General features: G+C 44.5%; 15 protein-coding genes and 3 pseudogenes. 2 read left to right on the top strand and 16 right to left on the bottom strand.

The genetic code is table 11. The annotated features are described in order from the left end of the window. Window positions 1–3: 3 nt before the first annotated feature. From ABGT54_RS04810 to ABGT54_RS04785, 6 genes and pseudogenes are all read right to left on the bottom strand, one after another. A complete protein-coding gene (locus ABGT54_RS04810) occupies window positions 4–810 on the bottom strand; it encodes a class I SAM-dependent methyltransferase (protein ID WP_346663063.1) in 807 nt (268 codons plus the stop codon). 24 nt (window positions 811–834) lie between these two features. Next, window positions 835–1,650, bottom strand: coding sequence for a class I SAM-dependent methyltransferase (locus ABGT54_RS04805; protein ID WP_346663062.1), 816 nt, complete (start codon window positions 1,648–1,650; stop codon window positions 835–837). Further along, window positions 1,650–1,967 (bottom strand): hypothetical protein, encoded by a 318-nt coding sequence (locus tag ABGT54_RS04800; RefSeq protein WP_346663061.1) that lies wholly within the window; start codon window positions 1,965–1,967, stop codon window positions 1,650–1,652. Before ABGT54_RS04800 ends, ABGT54_RS04805 begins: the two co-directional genes overlap by 1 nt. Next, window positions 1,964–2,818 carry a class I SAM-dependent methyltransferase gene (locus ABGT54_RS04795; RefSeq protein ID WP_070089521.1) on the bottom strand — a complete coding sequence of 285 codons (855 nt, stop codon included), beginning with the start codon at window positions 2,816–2,818 and terminating at the stop codon, window positions 1,964–1,966. Before ABGT54_RS04795 ends, ABGT54_RS04800 begins: the two co-directional genes overlap by 4 nt. 119 nt (window positions 2,819–2,937) lie before the next feature. Then, window positions 2,938–3,231, bottom strand: a pseudogene (locus ABGT54_RS04790) (ABC transporter ATP-binding protein); the annotation flags it as partial. Window positions 3,232–3,849: 618 nt separating this feature from the next. Beyond that, complete coding sequence (locus ABGT54_RS04785; RefSeq protein ID WP_346663060.1) at window positions 3,850–4,911, bottom strand: Fic family protein; 1,062 nt, start codon at window positions 4,909–4,911, stop codon at window positions 3,850–3,852. Between the two features lie 115 nt (window positions 4,912–5,026). Here ABGT54_RS04785 and ABGT54_RS04780 point away from each other — a divergent pair, with 115 nt between their 5' ends. Next, window positions 5,027–5,596, top strand: coding sequence for a transposase (locus ABGT54_RS04780; RefSeq protein WP_346663109.1), 570 nt, complete (start codon window positions 5,027–5,029; stop codon window positions 5,594–5,596). A gap of 437 nt (window positions 5,597–6,033) precedes the next feature. Here ABGT54_RS04780 and ABGT54_RS04775 read toward each other — a convergent pair whose 3' ends face one another. From ABGT54_RS04775 to ABGT54_RS04730, 10 genes and pseudogenes are all read right to left on the bottom strand, one after another. After that, window positions 6,034–6,189, bottom strand: a complete 156-nt coding sequence (locus ABGT54_RS04775) for a hypothetical protein (RefSeq protein ID WP_221919695.1) — start codon at window positions 6,187–6,189, stop codon at window positions 6,034–6,036. A gap of 89 nt (window positions 6,190–6,278) precedes the next feature. Then, window positions 6,279–7,358 carry a HigA family addiction module antitoxin gene (locus tag ABGT54_RS04770; RefSeq protein ID WP_346663059.1) on the bottom strand — a complete coding sequence of 360 codons (1,080 nt, stop codon included), beginning with the start codon at window positions 7,356–7,358 and terminating at the stop codon, window positions 6,279–6,281. Beyond that, window positions 7,351–7,710, bottom strand: coding sequence for a type II toxin-antitoxin system RelE/ParE family toxin (locus ABGT54_RS04765; RefSeq protein WP_070089512.1), 360 nt, complete (start codon window positions 7,708–7,710; stop codon window positions 7,351–7,353). The genes ABGT54_RS04770 and ABGT54_RS04765 overlap by 8 nt, the downstream gene beginning before the upstream one ends. 90 nt (window positions 7,711–7,800) lie before the next feature. After that, window positions 7,801–7,953, bottom strand: a pseudogene (locus ABGT54_RS04760) (conjugal transfer protein); the annotation flags it as partial. Between the two features lie 187 nt (window positions 7,954–8,140). Further along, window positions 8,141–8,350: pseudogene (locus tag ABGT54_RS04755) on the bottom strand (MATE family efflux transporter); the annotation flags it as partial. Window positions 8,351–8,418: 68 nt separating this feature from the next. Continuing rightward, window positions 8,419–8,847 (bottom strand): MarR family transcriptional regulator, encoded by a 429-nt coding sequence (locus tag ABGT54_RS04750; protein WP_087253192.1) that lies wholly within the window; start codon window positions 8,845–8,847, stop codon window positions 8,419–8,421. Window positions 8,848–9,036: 189 nt separating this feature from the next. Continuing rightward, complete coding sequence (locus ABGT54_RS04745) at window positions 9,037–10,521, bottom strand: glycoside hydrolase family 32 protein (RefSeq protein WP_346663058.1); 1,485 nt, start codon at window positions 10,519–10,521, stop codon at window positions 9,037–9,039. A 22-nt stretch (window positions 10,522–10,543) separates the two neighbouring features. Beyond that, the gene (locus ABGT54_RS04740) at window positions 10,544–12,253 is read right to left on the bottom strand and encodes an ABC transporter substrate-binding protein (protein WP_346663057.1); all 1,710 of its coding nucleotides are present in this window, start codon (window positions 12,251–12,253) and stop codon (window positions 10,544–10,546) included. A 14-nt stretch (window positions 12,254–12,267) separates the two neighbouring features. Next, window positions 12,268–13,164 (bottom strand): carbohydrate ABC transporter permease, encoded by an 897-nt coding sequence (locus ABGT54_RS04735; RefSeq protein WP_346663056.1) that lies wholly within the window; start codon window positions 13,162–13,164, stop codon window positions 12,268–12,270. A gap of 15 nt (window positions 13,165–13,179) precedes the next feature. Next, complete coding sequence (locus ABGT54_RS04730; RefSeq protein ID WP_346663055.1) at window positions 13,180–14,124, bottom strand: ABC transporter permease subunit; 945 nt, start codon at window positions 14,122–14,124, stop codon at window positions 13,180–13,182. Window positions 14,125–14,418: 294 nt separating this feature from the next. Here ABGT54_RS04730 and ABGT54_RS04725 point away from each other — a divergent pair, with 294 nt between their 5' ends. Continuing rightward, a complete protein-coding gene (locus tag ABGT54_RS04725; RefSeq protein ID WP_346663054.1) occupies window positions 14,419–15,444 on the top strand; it encodes a LacI family DNA-binding transcriptional regulator in 1,026 nt (341 codons plus the stop codon). Window positions 15,445–15,492 lie beyond the last annotated feature (48 nt).

Below are 15,492 nucleotides of genomic sequence, written 5' to 3'. Positions count from 1 at the left end.
ATTTTACAATTTCAACTGTATCATCTTCACCATACAGAGCCGATCTGAAACCGCCATGCTGAGCCTTGTAGACAAGTTCAGACCATTTCTGGGGATGTGACGATAGTAAGGTTCCTCCGCAATCACCTTCACATTACCCCTGATCTTTGCTGCCAGTTCTTTTGCTGCATCCACATAAAAGAACATCTGCGCATCGGCATGGCCTACCTGCTTCATGTACTTCTTTTGCATCATAGCCATGCCTTTTTTGTTCACGGTATCAAAAACAACTTCCATATTTCCAGACTGTCCTATCATACGCAAAAGGGAAATGACCTTATTTTCCTCAAAATAATGGAATAATCCACCTGCAGTAACGAGAATAGGAGCATCGGGAAATTCTTTACGAACTTGTCTGATCCAGTCTTCGGAAAAGGCATCTCCTGCAAGATAGGTTTCTCGTTCCAATTCCGGGAGCAGTTCCCTCCGGTAGTCAATGACATGAGGCAGATCCACGGCATACCAGTGTGTCCTTCTGTTATCACAGCGGTAATAGGTTGTCTCCAGCCCACAGCCCAGCTGGACAATCACACCGTTCGGTCTGCGTTCCAAAAAAGACTGAATAAACCGATCCATATTGGCAGACCGGGAGGCAGAGGCCAAGAGAGTATACTGGTTCTGCATATTCTTTTCAATCAAGTCTGAAGGCAGCTTCTTTTTCAATTCCAATGCTTTTTTATCATATAAAATTTGCGGGCAGTGCTCACTGGCATAGATTCTGCCCAGCATAGGGACAAACAAGGTATCCTCCACGACTCCTAACTTAGACATAGCCCAACCTCCTGTTTTAATGAATTATTTTCTGCCGACAAGCAGCCGGGACGATCCCAGCATCATCATGGCAGCACGGCCATGGGAACCAAAAGCTTCCTGCGCAGTATCAATGAGACGAACATCCTGATACCCCATATCCCTCAGTTTCTGCGCAAAATCTTCCATATCACCGTACAGCTTTGGCTTCATATCATCGTTGAGTGCAAAGACACCGCCTTTTTTCAATACCCGCAGGCTTTCCAGCAGCAGTTTCTGCATATCAGCACCCATAACATTGTGATAGACATAGTTGCTGATGACTACATCAAAGCTCTCATCGGGAAAATCCAGCTGCTTTGCATCACCGTGCTGAAATACACAGCGGGAAGCCACGCCCTCACTGGCAGCATTCTTCTCGCAGAGTGCTTTGCTGTAATTGTACACAGCGCCCCAGTAATCAACACCGATCACTTTTGCTTTCGGCCATGTCAGAGCCGCACGGATTGTCAGTGCTCCGGAGCCACAGCCTACTTCCAAAATCTTTCCCTGCCCATCATAGTCCAGATGGGAGAGAACAACCCTATGAACCTGTTCCATGATTCCGCCGCCGCCAAAGGCATACTGGCGCCTGATCCATGTGATCCAGACCAGCAGGGCCATCAGCGCCGCCGCAACAACAGAGAACAGAACACCGAGAACCGTGATGTGGAACACCGAAAAAGAGAGTACGGCCAAAACCACGGCCAGAGCCGTGATGCCGCCGATAATATAGAACACGGGATTGGACATCCAGCTTCCGTAGTCTTCCCCGTGAGTTCCAAGTCGAATATTCTCCTGTTTTAATTCTTTCTTGTTCATTACATTATCTCCTCTATATTAATAATCTCATCAACAATACTCCTATCCCTGCCTGCACCGCCGCCATCAAGGGACACAGGAGCAATGGCCATTGCAACAGATGCTCCGGCAATGCGTAGCTTTTCATCCACACTTTGAACCCATAGCCAGTAAAAGCGATTCTCCGCTTTTGAGGGCGGTTCCGGCGCACTCCTGATAATGGCAGGCGGGTAGCTGGGAAACATCAGTCTGGGATTGTACAGTGCCACGGCAGCAGCAAATAAATTAAAATAGGCTGCCATGGCAAATCCGTCTAATATCGTTCGCATCCAGTTCATCCAGATTCCTCCTTAAAACGCACTCGCACAATCTGCAAATGCAGCGGTCCGTCGGCGATTTTAGCCAGAAGGCGGTGAATGGATCTTACCCCCGATCCCTCCAGTTTCTGATAGCCCTGCATATACCCGCAGCTGGAAACAGAGAGCAATGGTGACCAGCTCTCCAGCTCTCCTTTGGCATCCTTTACGGAGAAATATGCACCGACATCCTTGATCCCCGCCTGTTTTACCCAGGTTTTCAGCATTAGTTTGACAGCGGTTTTGCCTGCTGCATCAAAAACCAGACGTCCTCCCGGAAAGTGTTCGGCCATTGCCTTAACCAACTGCTTCATCTGGTTTGTAGTAAAATAGTAGAATACACCGGCGGCAAACAGTACTGCACCATTCTCAGGATCAAACCGTACAGCTTTCATCCAGCTCAGATCTGTTAAATCACAAGCCAGATTTTCTTCCCGCTCTCCGGCAGGAAGCAATTGATTCCGCAGCGCAATCACATCCGGCAGGTCAATATTCCAGATATGGCACTGACCGTTGTCGCACATTCGTCCGGTGTTGTCCAATCCGCAGCCAAGATTAATGACTGCGGCGTTTGGATGTTGATAGAGATAGTCCCGTATCTCCCATGCAAGATCATTTTGGCGCATGGCTACTTCCAATGCACCAAAGCTATGCATGATACTTTCCGATTGTTTTTCTAATGTAGAAAAGTCATAATCCACTTTTTTTATCAACTCGCCGGCTGTTTCATCCTGAAACAATCCGGGAAATTTCTGCGAACAGAGCCATCGGGCATACAAAGGAATGATCAAGGTTTCCTGTAATGAATTTTTTTTGATTTTATATTGTTTCATAATCTGCCTCTTTAAGTTAGCTATCGCTAACCTCTTTTCCATTTATTCTAACAGAATTAAAAATTTTTTCTACTCAAATTGCTCTTTCAATTCCTATAAGATATCTTTTAGAGACTTCTTCACGCAAGTTTCCAATTCTGGCTTTCTGTCTGCAGTTTTACCATATGAGTATACACACCATTCTTTTCTTCCAGATCCTTTGGTGATCCTTCTTCTGCCACGGTGCCATCAGAAAGGACAACGATCTTATCTGCTCCGGCTACGGTACGCATCCTGTGGGCGATAGCCAGAACGGTTTTATCTGCGATCAGACGGGAAAGGGCTGTCTGTATCAGAGTTTCATTCTCCACATCCAGGGAAGCAGTAGCTTCATCCAGAAGAATGATCGGCGCATTTTTCAGAAATGCACGGGCAAACAAAAGGCTTCTATCATGGCTATCCACATAAACATGAAATGTTTTTTCTCTCATACGATGCACCTCCTTACAGCATCATTATACGAGAAGCGGAGTACCCCCTCAAATATGCCAGCAAAAGGACGAAATAAACTTCAAAAAAATGCCTTTTACTCGGTAACATTCGCCCATTCGATTAGCAAGGTTTTTTGCATGATTTTTCGGCAAATTAGCAGGAGAGGCAGTTTGATTAGCAAAAATGCTTCCTGCTAATCGCTGTTTGTTATGTGTTCGATTTTTCTTGGGAAAAAGAAAACGCCGAAAACCTTGAAAAATCAACGTTTTCGGCGGAATTTTTGGCGTCGCTAAGAGGATTTGAACCTCCGACCTACCGCTTAGGAGAGCTCTGTGGTTCTGTCAATCCCTGTCAAGACCAGATAAGACCTGAAAATTAGCAGATTCTTTGCAGCTGCTAACATCCGGGGAAAGCTCTGTTGTTACTGACAGATATCATCTTCCGGCTACCATCCCCTTACAAGCGGGAATGATAAACAATATTCAATTGACCAGATTTCTATTATTACTATACAACGTTGTTGTTGATTTGTCTATGGTGTTTCGACCACGACAGCCGATTTAAATACGAACATATCCAGTTGCCGGCCCGGCACCTACTTTTGCGATATATCCACTTTTAACCAGTTCCGTCAGGGTCCTTTCTACAGTTACCTTGCTTATATCCGGACATAACTCCATGATTTCTTTTTTGGTAATTTTTCCTATCTTATTATCAATCACTGCCTTTATACGATCCGGCTTTGAAAGGCTTCTGTTTTTCAGGTGCTCTACACGCCCCTCAAACTCACTGTATGCTTTCAGTATAATTCCCAGATAATATTTTACAAATGGCTCATAACTGTTTTCATTTTCGTGCCATCCATTGGAACTTTCCTGTAATGCCTCATAATAAGTTTCTTTTGTCTTTTCAATCAGCATTTCAACACTGACATACTTTCCGACAATATAGCCGGCTTTATAAAACAAAAGAAGTGTTAACAGGCGGCTCATTCGCCCATTTCCATCATTAAATGGATGGATACACAGAAAGTCAAGAATAAACATAGGGATAAGAATCAACTTATCTATTCGATCTGCTTCCCATGCTTCCAGAAAATTTATACAAAGTTCATTCATAGCTTCTGGAGTCTGAAATGCCGGCACCGGGATAAAACGCGCTTTCTGATGACCTTCTGCATCTGTTTCTGCAATTACATTATCCGAATTTTTATAATTTCCACCAGCATTTCCTCCGGAATATGAGTATAAATCCCGATGCAATTGTAAAATAATATTGGGTCTCGGATTAATATACTCATAACTTTCATGGATAGTGGCAAGAACTTCCCGGTATCCGGATATTTCCTGTTCAGACCGGTTACGTGGTTCGGCTTTCTGTCTTACTAATTCTTCCAAACGTTTGTCGGTAGTATAAATACCTTCAATCCTGTTAGAAGCCCCTGTACTTTGAATCAAAGCAACTTCCAGCAGAGTTTTCAATTCGTCTATATTGGCTTCAAGGAACAATTCCTGCTTACCTTTATGCTCATGAATGCTTCCGACCATCTGAACAATTTCAGGTTTTAGCAATTGCTCCGGAGTTTTTATATAATCAAAACTTCTCATCGAAATCTCCTTCATTTTAATATTATCTCCATCATTTTACCATCAAATGACGGTGATATCAATTAGCATGATGGAGATATATTTTTAACATTCCTTTTAACGAAACCCATTTTTTCACTAAAATTACACTATTTTTTCACTATTTTTCACATCTTTCGGCAAGAAAAAACAGAACGATCCCAAGCGATTCATAAAAACCGACCATGCCACAAAAGATGGTGAAGTAGCAGAGATAACTTCCAGTTATATCGATCAATCCATTATCGAGAACGAAGAAAAATACGATGGCTTCTATGCTGTATGTACGAACCTTGATGAAAGCATCTCAAGCATTGTGAAAGCAAACAAGCGGCGCTGGGAAATAGAGGAATGCTTCAGGATAATGAAAACCGATTTCGAAGCACGCTCAGTATATCTGAATCGCAAGGAGCGCATTCTCGCCCACTTTATAACCTGTTTTATTTCACTTATTGTCTACCGCTATCTTGAGAAGAAGCTTGCTGATAGATACACCATAGATCAAATACTGCCAACCTTGCAGGAGATGGATTTTATGAAATACGAAGGAAAGGGATACCAACCGGTCTATACAAGGACAGAACTGACAGATGCTCTACATGATGCATTTGGCTTTTGCACATCCAAGCAGATCGTACCTATAGCAAAAATGAGAAACATCTGCTCTCAGACAAAAAAATAAATAGTGTAACGTGCATTCGTAAAACCAACAAAAGTCTCGCAGCCAGCTGTTTAAGCGGCTTACGAGACTTTTTTCTTCAAAAGGTGTCAAAGACCGGAAGAAAGTCCGATATTAAATTTTGATACAAGAAGCCTAAAATGAATTTAGGATAGAAATCTTGACAGGTGCAATAAATGCTGCCATTTAAACCTCCCGGAGTTTATATTATTTCCTTTTTGAGTTCTTCATATGCAATACGTTCTCTGGTAAATCCCTGACCATTCACCTCGTTAATCTGATTAATGGTAAGGAACGCAATAGTAGATACTTTTTACTTCGGTCGATGATCACGTAAAATGTCTGATTGTTCTTTGTCACGATACCATCTGCTTTTTTCTTCGCGAGGCAGCATCCGATACCGGCTTATCATCTACGGGATCAGCCCTGGACTGGGCGCCTTAACGTTCTAACTGAAAGTCAGCCTCATTGATGCGCCTTCCATCGGACTTTGCTTCCGCAGTTTCCTTCACTATCCCTTCTCTGGAATCTGTTTCCACAAGTCCCTTTCGGGTCATCTTTTTGACCGCATGGCTTTTCGCCTTAAATTCCTCCAATCGCTTTCACTTCCTTTCTCCCCAAATGGATAAAAAAATAAGGCCATCTATCGTGGATAACGGTAGACGACCTCAAGTTACATACTTCTTTATGATGTTATTACTTTGTATTTGTGTCTTAATGCTTTTGACAGTACAACATTTGTAAATGGAACAATCTGATCATTTTGCAAGCGGCCAAGGACAATACCCGGATCTCTGTCAATTCTTTCAGCAAATCTGCGGATAGCATTTTCGCTAAACTCATTCATTTTAACGAAAGCCTCATATTCTCCCGGAGGAATCAATTTGTCTTCCGCATATTTATCTGCTGCATCCTCCTGGCCAGCGTGCTCATTTTCAAACGTAATTCCATAATCACCATTAATAATATGGCCAATCTCATGGAACAGAGTAAACCAAAATGTATCTGAATAGAAACGTCTGTCATTCACCATCAGCATTACATTCTGCCCAATCTTCTTGGTTGCACCATTTATTCCTGAACCCGGAAGATTTGGAAGTATTACGAATATTACTCCCGCATCTTCAAAGGCCTTCCTAATCAGTGGATAAAAATCACCATGCTGTGTTGTTAATGTCAATGCATAATCAACAGCTTTTTCAAACTTCTTTTTGTCAAACTTAGGTGCTTCTATCTTCAGTGCCTGATTAATTGCGATCTGAACCATTGCATTTGCTCTGGCAGTATTAGCCTCTTTCATATCCTCAGATGCACTTCGGAAACTAACTGCCATATTTTGCTTTGTAAAAACAGATAATGATGCAACATTTAAAAATTCACGTAGGCACTTAATCTGCTCATTTGTTTTTCTCGGAAGATCAGGCAATCCAAAATTCTCTCTGAAATATGTGTACTGAAAGTACTTGAAAATTCTTCTTTCCTGCTCTAATTCCTTGGATGATTCAAACTCAGCAATCAAAGCGTCATAGCTCTTCTGAAGATTCAGCCAGTAGTCAACACTAGTCCCTAACATTCGAGATAATTTCATGGCTATATCGATTGATAAGCTTTGCTCCCCACGTACCAGAATACTTAAATTCTTTGGCGTGGTATCTAATCGTTTTGCAAAATCTTTCTGAGAAAGTCCACTTTCTTCAATGATTTCTTTGATATAGTATCCAGGATGAAAAGCAATCTTATCATTATATTCAATATAATTACTCATAATGGTTACTTACCTCCTTTACTTCAACAATTCTAACCACACCAGCAATTTCATCAATATTACAAGGATCATAAGGTTCTTCATTCTCATCTAATGGCTGAATAATAATACGCCATGGATCTCTTCTCGTTTTTACATCTATAGCAAAAAATCCATCCATATTGCCACTCAACTTATGAAAATGAAACGTCGGCATCATTACTATATCCTTAATTACACTCGCCTGCTGCATAGCATTTATTCGGGCAAATAGGCTGGTTGCTAATGCAGCATTCCCGCCAAACAACTTTTTTGCAGTTTTTAAATCGGTACATTGTTTCTGAACTTTACTGTTATTGTATAGTAGCTGCACGTTTGCCCTCCTTTTCAAATTACCCGTTGGGTAATCTAAATATACCATCAGGAGAGGCTCTAGTCAATAATTCACACACTCTTTTCACAATTATTCTTCCATTTCCTTCTGCTTTCTGGCTTCAACCTCCTCCGGCTTAGTAGTCATGAGTGAGTAAAGCTTCAATGTCTTATCGAACTTATCCTTGAACGGAATGATAGTGCTTCCATAGAACAAAAGCCCTTCACCTTCACCACTGTTGGTTCCGGTGAGTAGATCTTCGTCATGTTCGGTGCTCCTTTGTTTTGCTGGGACTATTGTACCGCAAACCAAAAGAAAAAGCGAACCCGATGGAAAATGAGTCCGTCATTCTCACCAAAGGATAAACACTCTGAAAAGCCGAAAAAACGTACACGGTACTGAGAATTTACCGTGTACCAAATAAAGAGCCGATCGCAATGGCTATCATTGTAATCGGCGCAATGATATTTGTAGCTCCGTTTCCAAGAAATCCTACTCCCCGGCCGATAAAAATCTGGTCAACCATATTATAGAGAGAGTTGATGATCAAAGAAATGATACTGGGAATCGCATAACTCCTCAGTAATTTTCCAATCCGTTCATACCCAAGAGGATTTGCGGCTGTTGTAGTCTGATTCATAGTTAAAATTCCTCCTTTTGCTGTTAAATGTTTCATTATTTAGAATTCTAAGTATTTGTTTAAAAAAATTACCTGCCCGTATTTTCCGTCATCTGCAGTATCACTTTTTCAAATACTTTCAGATCATCTTCTGATATTCCCAGAAACATATTTTTCATATAACTGTCAATACACTTTTCTATTTCCTCTTCCATTTCCATTGTTTTCTCTGTCAGAACAAGCTTTTTGTAACGTCCGTCCTTCGCCAGACTTTCCCTGCGCAGATAACCGTTACGCTCTAAATTGCTGATCAGGCTTGTAACAGAAGATGGCTTGATCTCCAGGAACTCTTCCAGGTCCTTCGGAAAAACATCCCTTTTCTTGGTTTCAACAATAAGATACTGCAGCACCAATGCCTGAATGCTGGTCACCGCCGTCCCTGTAAAAAAGCTGGAAAAATACCGCTGCATTTTCCGATTCAGTTTATCATATTTTTCCATAATACTTTTCTCATTCATAATCTGCCATCCTTTAATTAGAACTCTAAATACTATGGACTATCTTACATCCGTTTTGTGTAAATGTCAAGAAGCGGGTAATTACCATTTGATCTTCTGGTAATTACCCACTCCGTTTCATTCTCCAGGATACATGGGGTTTTCTGTCCGCAGGAACGAATGGACGATACGATTCCGCCATATAGTATCCTATACAAGATCATATTTCACGACATCGATATTTACGTCTCCGTCTGCGAAAAAGGAAATCTCTTCCGCTGACTGGTCTGTATAGATTGTCGCCGTCATAACCTGCTCACCGTCGTTTATGAAGACCTCTGCACTGAACCTGTCAAGGATCACCCGCAGTTTCAGTTCACCGTTTTTACTGTTCACCAGACACCTGCGCTGATGGATGATCGCTCTTCTGGAACCGGAGAATTTCCTGTCAATTTTAAGAACGGATTCATGAGGACGGAAACTGAGCGCCGTCTGGTATGTATCATCCTGAGCAAAACGCAGCGCGAATTTCCGGTACATATTTTCTAAATCGCCGGGGCGGAGGGTCAGTTCCAGATCGATCCTTCTGCCCCGGATCCCGTCCAGCCGTATCACATCGGTAAATGCAACATTGCGGTACTCTGTTTTATTCTTCCGCATCCCTTCCAGCTCTCTGACCGGACGCTGGTAAAGCCTGTTGTTCTTTATAAAAATCTCTCTCGGAAGGCTCATCTGCCCCAGCCATTTTTCTTCCGGCGAGCGGATCGCACATGCATCCCAGTTCTGCATCCAGCCGATCATCACCCGACGTCCGTCCGGCGTCAGGATCGTCTGAGTCGCATAGAAGTCGATTCCATAATCAATGGCCTGATCATACTGCTCTGTAAAGGTTCCTGTCTCTTCATCATATTCTCCGATCAGGCAGAGCGTTCCGTTTCCGTTATGATATTCAAATCCTTTCGGCAGCATATCCTGCGGACTTGTGAGCAGCACCCATTTCCCGTCCAGTCTGAAGAAATCCGGACACTCCCACATCTTTCCGAAACGATTATGATTGGATGCCAGAATGCTCTTAAACTTCCATTTGAATCCATCCGGGCTGGTATATAATAATATCTGCCCGCTCCCGTCTGCCGGCCGGCTTCCGACCACGCAGCAGTATGTGCCGTCTTCTTTCTGCCATATTTTCGGATCCCGGAAATCATGTGCACTGCTTCCCTCCGGAAGGTCCGCTTTATCCAGGACCGGATTCATCTCACACTTTTCATAATCCACACCGTCGCCTACAGCAAGACACTGAGTCTGGATATCCCCGTATCCGCCGTCCGCCTGCCGTTCCCGGAGCACACCGGTATACATCAGCAGGTGCCTGCCGTCCGGAAGCGCTACCGCGCTCCCGGAGAAACATCCGTCCCGGTCACAGGCATCATCCGGTGCAAGTGCCGCCGGAAGGTATTCCCAGTGCAGGAGGTCACTGCTTACCGCATGTCCCCAGTGCATCGGTCCCCATTTTGTTTCATACGGATAATACTGATAAAACATATGATACTGCCCATTGTAGTATGAGAAGCCGTTCGGATCATTCATCCAGCCAGTGCGCGCAGACAAATGGAAATCCGGCCGCTCCTCTTTCTTTATCATCTTTTCAGAAGCTTCTTCGTATTTTCTTGCTTCACGCAGTGTCTGACTTGTCATATTGATTCAGTTCCTTTCCTTCTTAATTTCCGGACGCGTCGTCCGCGGATCCTGCCGCTTCAAGCTCTGCAAGGGATTCCTGATAGCTGTCGAAATATTTCTGCTTGATCTGCAGATATTCGGATAAGCCGTAGTCCTCCATCTTCTGGAGATACTCGTCCCACTCCTCATCAATCCCGCCGTTTAAGATCCAGTCCGCTTTCTTCTGTTCCGCGTATTTCTTGATATCCGTATCAAGCTGTGAAACCCGGTTCGTATCATCAATGCTCATAAACACATTCGGATAAACATATTTACTATGCATGTCATCCAGATAGACCTCATGCATGTTGTCAAGACGCCATTTCGCATCGTCCGGCTGTGTTACATACACATCATAATAATCATTGAGCACAGCGAGCGGTCCGTTTACAGACTGTGCCTGCCGCACCTCCACCGGCGAGGCGTCGCCCAGGTCCAGGTGCTTCAGCATCGGTCCGCCTTCTGCATTTGTACTCATCTCGAAGATATTATCCGCATCTTTCTCGCCATAGGTTCCCCAGTTGTTCTGCGGTGACTGGAGCGGTGCATACATCTGGTCGATCCACGCTGCTGCCAGCGCCGTATCGCGGCAGCTGGTCGTAAGCACGCATCTTCCGCGGTCAAAGCCGCTTGTCTCACTTCCGTTCTGCCTTGTAATATTGACAAGACCATCCGGTCCTGCCAGCGCCGGCATCATCACGTAGTCCTCATAGTTGTCGATATTTGCGATATCCCATGTAAAGCAGAGGCCGTATCTGTGGTTCTTTCCTTTCGCAACATATGAGGACCACTCCTGGGTAAATGCCTCGGGATCCACAAGATCCTGCTCTACCAGAGAGTGCAGCCACTTGATCCCTTCTTTATACCCTTCCTGTACGGTGGTATATATTACCTCGCCTTCATCTGTCACTGCAAAATGATCCCCGGTATCTCCATAGCCCTCACCGAAGCCGTTGATCAAAATCGCCGGATCCTGGTCGCCGTTATTGATGATAAACGACATCGGGATCACATCGCCTTCAATATTGAATTCTTTTTCAAGAGCGTCTGCATTGTCCCGGAATGCGATGAGCGCCTGCTCCAGTTCTTCCGTTGTAGTCGGCACTTCAAGTCCGAGGAAATCCAGCCACTTCTTATTGATATACGGGATATCACCGATAGCCTGGATTGCTTCCTTGCCCTCACCCAGCTGCTCAATCCAGGGGAAGGAATAAATGTGGCCGTCCGGCGCTGTGACCATGGTCCTGTATTCCGGATATTTCTCAAACACAGCCTGAAGATTTGGCATATATTTGTCGATCAGGTTTTCCAGTGGTATGATGATGCCCTGCTTCGCATACCGGAGCAGATCGTAATCGTTCATACCCGCCGTAAAAAGTCCGTCCGGAAGATTGCCGAACTGCGCCAGAGCAAGGTTTTTCTTGTCGGCAAACTGGTCATCTACAAAGCATGTCCAGTCAATATGTACGTTAGTCTGCTCCTCCAGCCTCTGGAAGATCAGTTTCTCATTCGGCTCCTGCGTAGTCGTCGCCGGAGCGCTTGTAATAAACGAAAGTTCTTTCGTCTCTTCGAGCGGAAAGGTTACTTCTTCCACCGGCGTATCCGGATCTGTATCTGCAACCTGCGCATTTCCACTGCTGCATCCGAACAGGGACATTATCAGTATCAGCGACAGGCCAAGACCCGTCAGTCTTTTTATTCTTTTTCTCATCACTTCTCGGCCTCCTAACCTTTGACAGAACCAACCATAATTCCTTTGTCAAAATACTTCTGGAAGAACGGATACATGATCAGCAGCGGAAGGCTCGATACAACAATTGTCGCGTATTTCAAAAGTTCCGCCACCTTCGCCATCTCCGCCGTGCTCTGAATATCCGCGATCATTCCCGGCTGCGGCGTATTCTGCACGAGGATCGATCTTAAGACAAGCTGCAGCGGCTGCATATCCGCGTCGTTTAAGTAGATCATTGCGTCGAAATAGCTGTTCCACATTCCTACAAAAGACCAGAGCGCCAGCACCGCGATGATCGGTTTGCACACCGGCAGCATGATCTTGAAGAAGTGCTGGATCTCGGTTGCCCCGTCCAGTTCGGATGCCTCTCTGAGCTCGGCCGGGATCGACTGGAAGTATGTTCTGGCAAGGATCATATTCCACACATTAAATGCACCCGGGAGCAGGATAGCCCACACGGTATTGACCATATGCAGGTTGTTGACGAGGATGAATGTCGGGATCATTCCGCCGCCGAAGAACATCGTGATCACAAAAATAATGTTAAAAAACTTACGTCCCACAAAGTCCTTCTTGGACATCGGGTAAGCGGCGAGCAGTGTGATAAAAACCGAAATCACGGTAAATGCTGCCGAATAGAAGAATGAGTTGGCAAATCCTCTCCAGATCATATCATTTTCCAGTACCCGTTTATATGCATCCAGCGTCCAGTCTTTAAAATTAAAACTGATCCCCTGGTTGTTCAGTACATTCGGATCCATAAAAGAGGCGAGCACCACATAGACCAGCGGGACAAAAACCGCGAGCACGAAGAGCCCAAGAAGTGTATAACCCACACCCAGGATTATGCGGTCGGATGTCCCGAGTTTCATTTTTCTTCTCGTTTTCATAATCATATCCCCCTTTTATAATCCTTCACCGTCATTCAGTTTCTTTACTACCTGGTTTACGAAGATCAGCAGGATCACATTTATGATGGAATTAAACAATCCCACTGCCGTAGAATAACCGTAGTCGCCATTCAGAAGACCGAGTCTGTATACATATGTAGAAAGAATCTCGGAAGCCGGCAGGTTCATATCTGTCTGCAGTGCATATGCCTTCTCAAATCCGATGCTCATAATATTACCTGCCTGCAGGATGAACTGTATTACGATGATATTCTTGATGGCAGGAAGCTGTACGTATCTGATCTGCTGCAGGACGTTCGCGCCGTCCACGATCGCCGCTTCTTCCAGATCTTTGCTGGCATTTGAAAGCGCTGCCGTGTACATAATCGAAGACCAGCCTGCCGTCTGCCAGATCCCGCTGGTTATGTAAATGGTCCGGAATGCCTCCGGCATGGTCATCCAGTTGGTATCAATACCGAACAGGGAGTTGATCGGGCCAACCGGTGACAGGAACATACGCACCATACCACAGAGAACGATGACAGAGATAAAATTCGGTGCGTAGATCAGAAGCTGGATCTTTTTGCGAATCCCTACCCGGCGGATCTGATTGAGCAGAAGCGCCAGAATGATCGGAATCGGGAAACCCCAGAGCAGTCCGAAGACGCTCAGCTTCAATGTGTTCATCAGATAATTCATGAAATCCGGTGAAGACAGGAACCGTCTGAAATAATCAAGTCCCACCCACGGACTTCCGAGTACGCCTTCGATAACATTGTAATCCTCGAACGCGATCAGAATACCGCCCATGGGCCCGTACTTGAAGATCAGCGTAAGCAGAAGTCCCGGAAGCAGAAAGAATACATAAAGCTGCCAGTTCTTCTTTACATACTTCAGTTTTTCCCGCGGCGTCTGCTTTACAGTAACAGCCGCTGTTTTACTTTTACGGAGAACTCTCATTTAGTAACCCCCTCCTTTTTTTTACATTTGCACCATCCACATTGTTTGACCGGTCATTTTTATGCATGGTTTATCTAAAGGTTACTTTTACAGTACCATTATTTGTGCATAATGTCAATATATATTTTACATTTGCATAACATTTATATTGTGCATTTGCATCATTTTGTTTTACTTTCTGTGTTATTATATCTTTTATTGTATTTTTCGCTTATTTACGATGTTACATTTGACAAATCATGCACAATGATTTACATTAAATGTAACAGTATCATATAAACGGAGTATTGTATTATGGAGAAAAAAGTTACGATCCAGGATATTGCAGACAGTCTCGGCTTATCCAGAAATACAGTTTCAAAAGCGCTGAATAACACCGGTATCGTCGCCGAAGAAACCCGCCAGAAAATCCTGACGCGGGCAGCAGAAATGGGATACCGGAGATTCATATACCTGCAGCAGGGCCAGCCGGAACATAATGCTCCTCCCGGCGAACTGGCGCTGATTTCCCAGAATATGCCCTACGGTTCCCATTTTGGAACCTATGCACTCAATACATTTCAGGAGAAAATCAGCCAGAACAACTACCGGCTCACCATGTTTCCGATCCGCGAAGAAGAGATTGCCACCCTGCAGCTCCCTCTTGGATTTGACAGAGAAAAGACAGCCGGCATCATCTGTATGGAGATGTTCCAGCCCGAGTATATGGAAATGCTGAATTCACTCGGCATTCCCCTGTTGTTTATTGACGCCGCATATGACACAGACTTCACACAGATCAATGCTGATTTTCTGATGATGGAAAACCGGATCAGCGTGTACAACATGACAGACGCTCTGATCCAGAAAGGGCTTACACGGCTTGCTTTCGCCGGCGACCGCAGACACTGCCGCTCTTTCTTCGAAAGATGGCAGGGATTCACAGACGCCATGACGGAAAACGGTCTTACACCGTGTACAACACAGTTCACAGATACCAATGTCTTCGCAGAAGCCGCCCTTCTGGACGAGACACTAAAACGCACATTAAAACTGCCTGAAGTATTTATCTGTGCCAACGATTTCATCGCCATTGATCTGATCCGTGCACTGCGCAGGCAGGGGGTCCGGGTGCCGGAAGATATATTCATCACCGGCTTCGATAATTCCGCCGAATCACGGATCATCGAACCCCATCTGACTACGATCGATATTCCGAGTTCAAAAATGGGGTACATTGCGGCCGATCTGCTGCTCTCACGCATCCGCGAACCAGAGACTCCATATCGCATCATGTATGTACGGACAAATGCCAAATATCGTGAATCTGCAATGATTTAGCCAAAATAAGATAGAAACTGATAAAGAATAGAAACAGAAATAAGCGGG

Origin of the sequence: uncultured Merdimonas sp. (genome assembly GCF_963929015.1) — a bacterium.
Taxonomy (GTDB): domain Bacteria; phylum Bacillota; class Clostridia; order Lachnospirales; family Lachnospiraceae; genus Merdimonas.
Note: the sequence above shows the minus strand (reverse complement) of the source record. Positions and strands in the feature narration are given on the sequence as shown.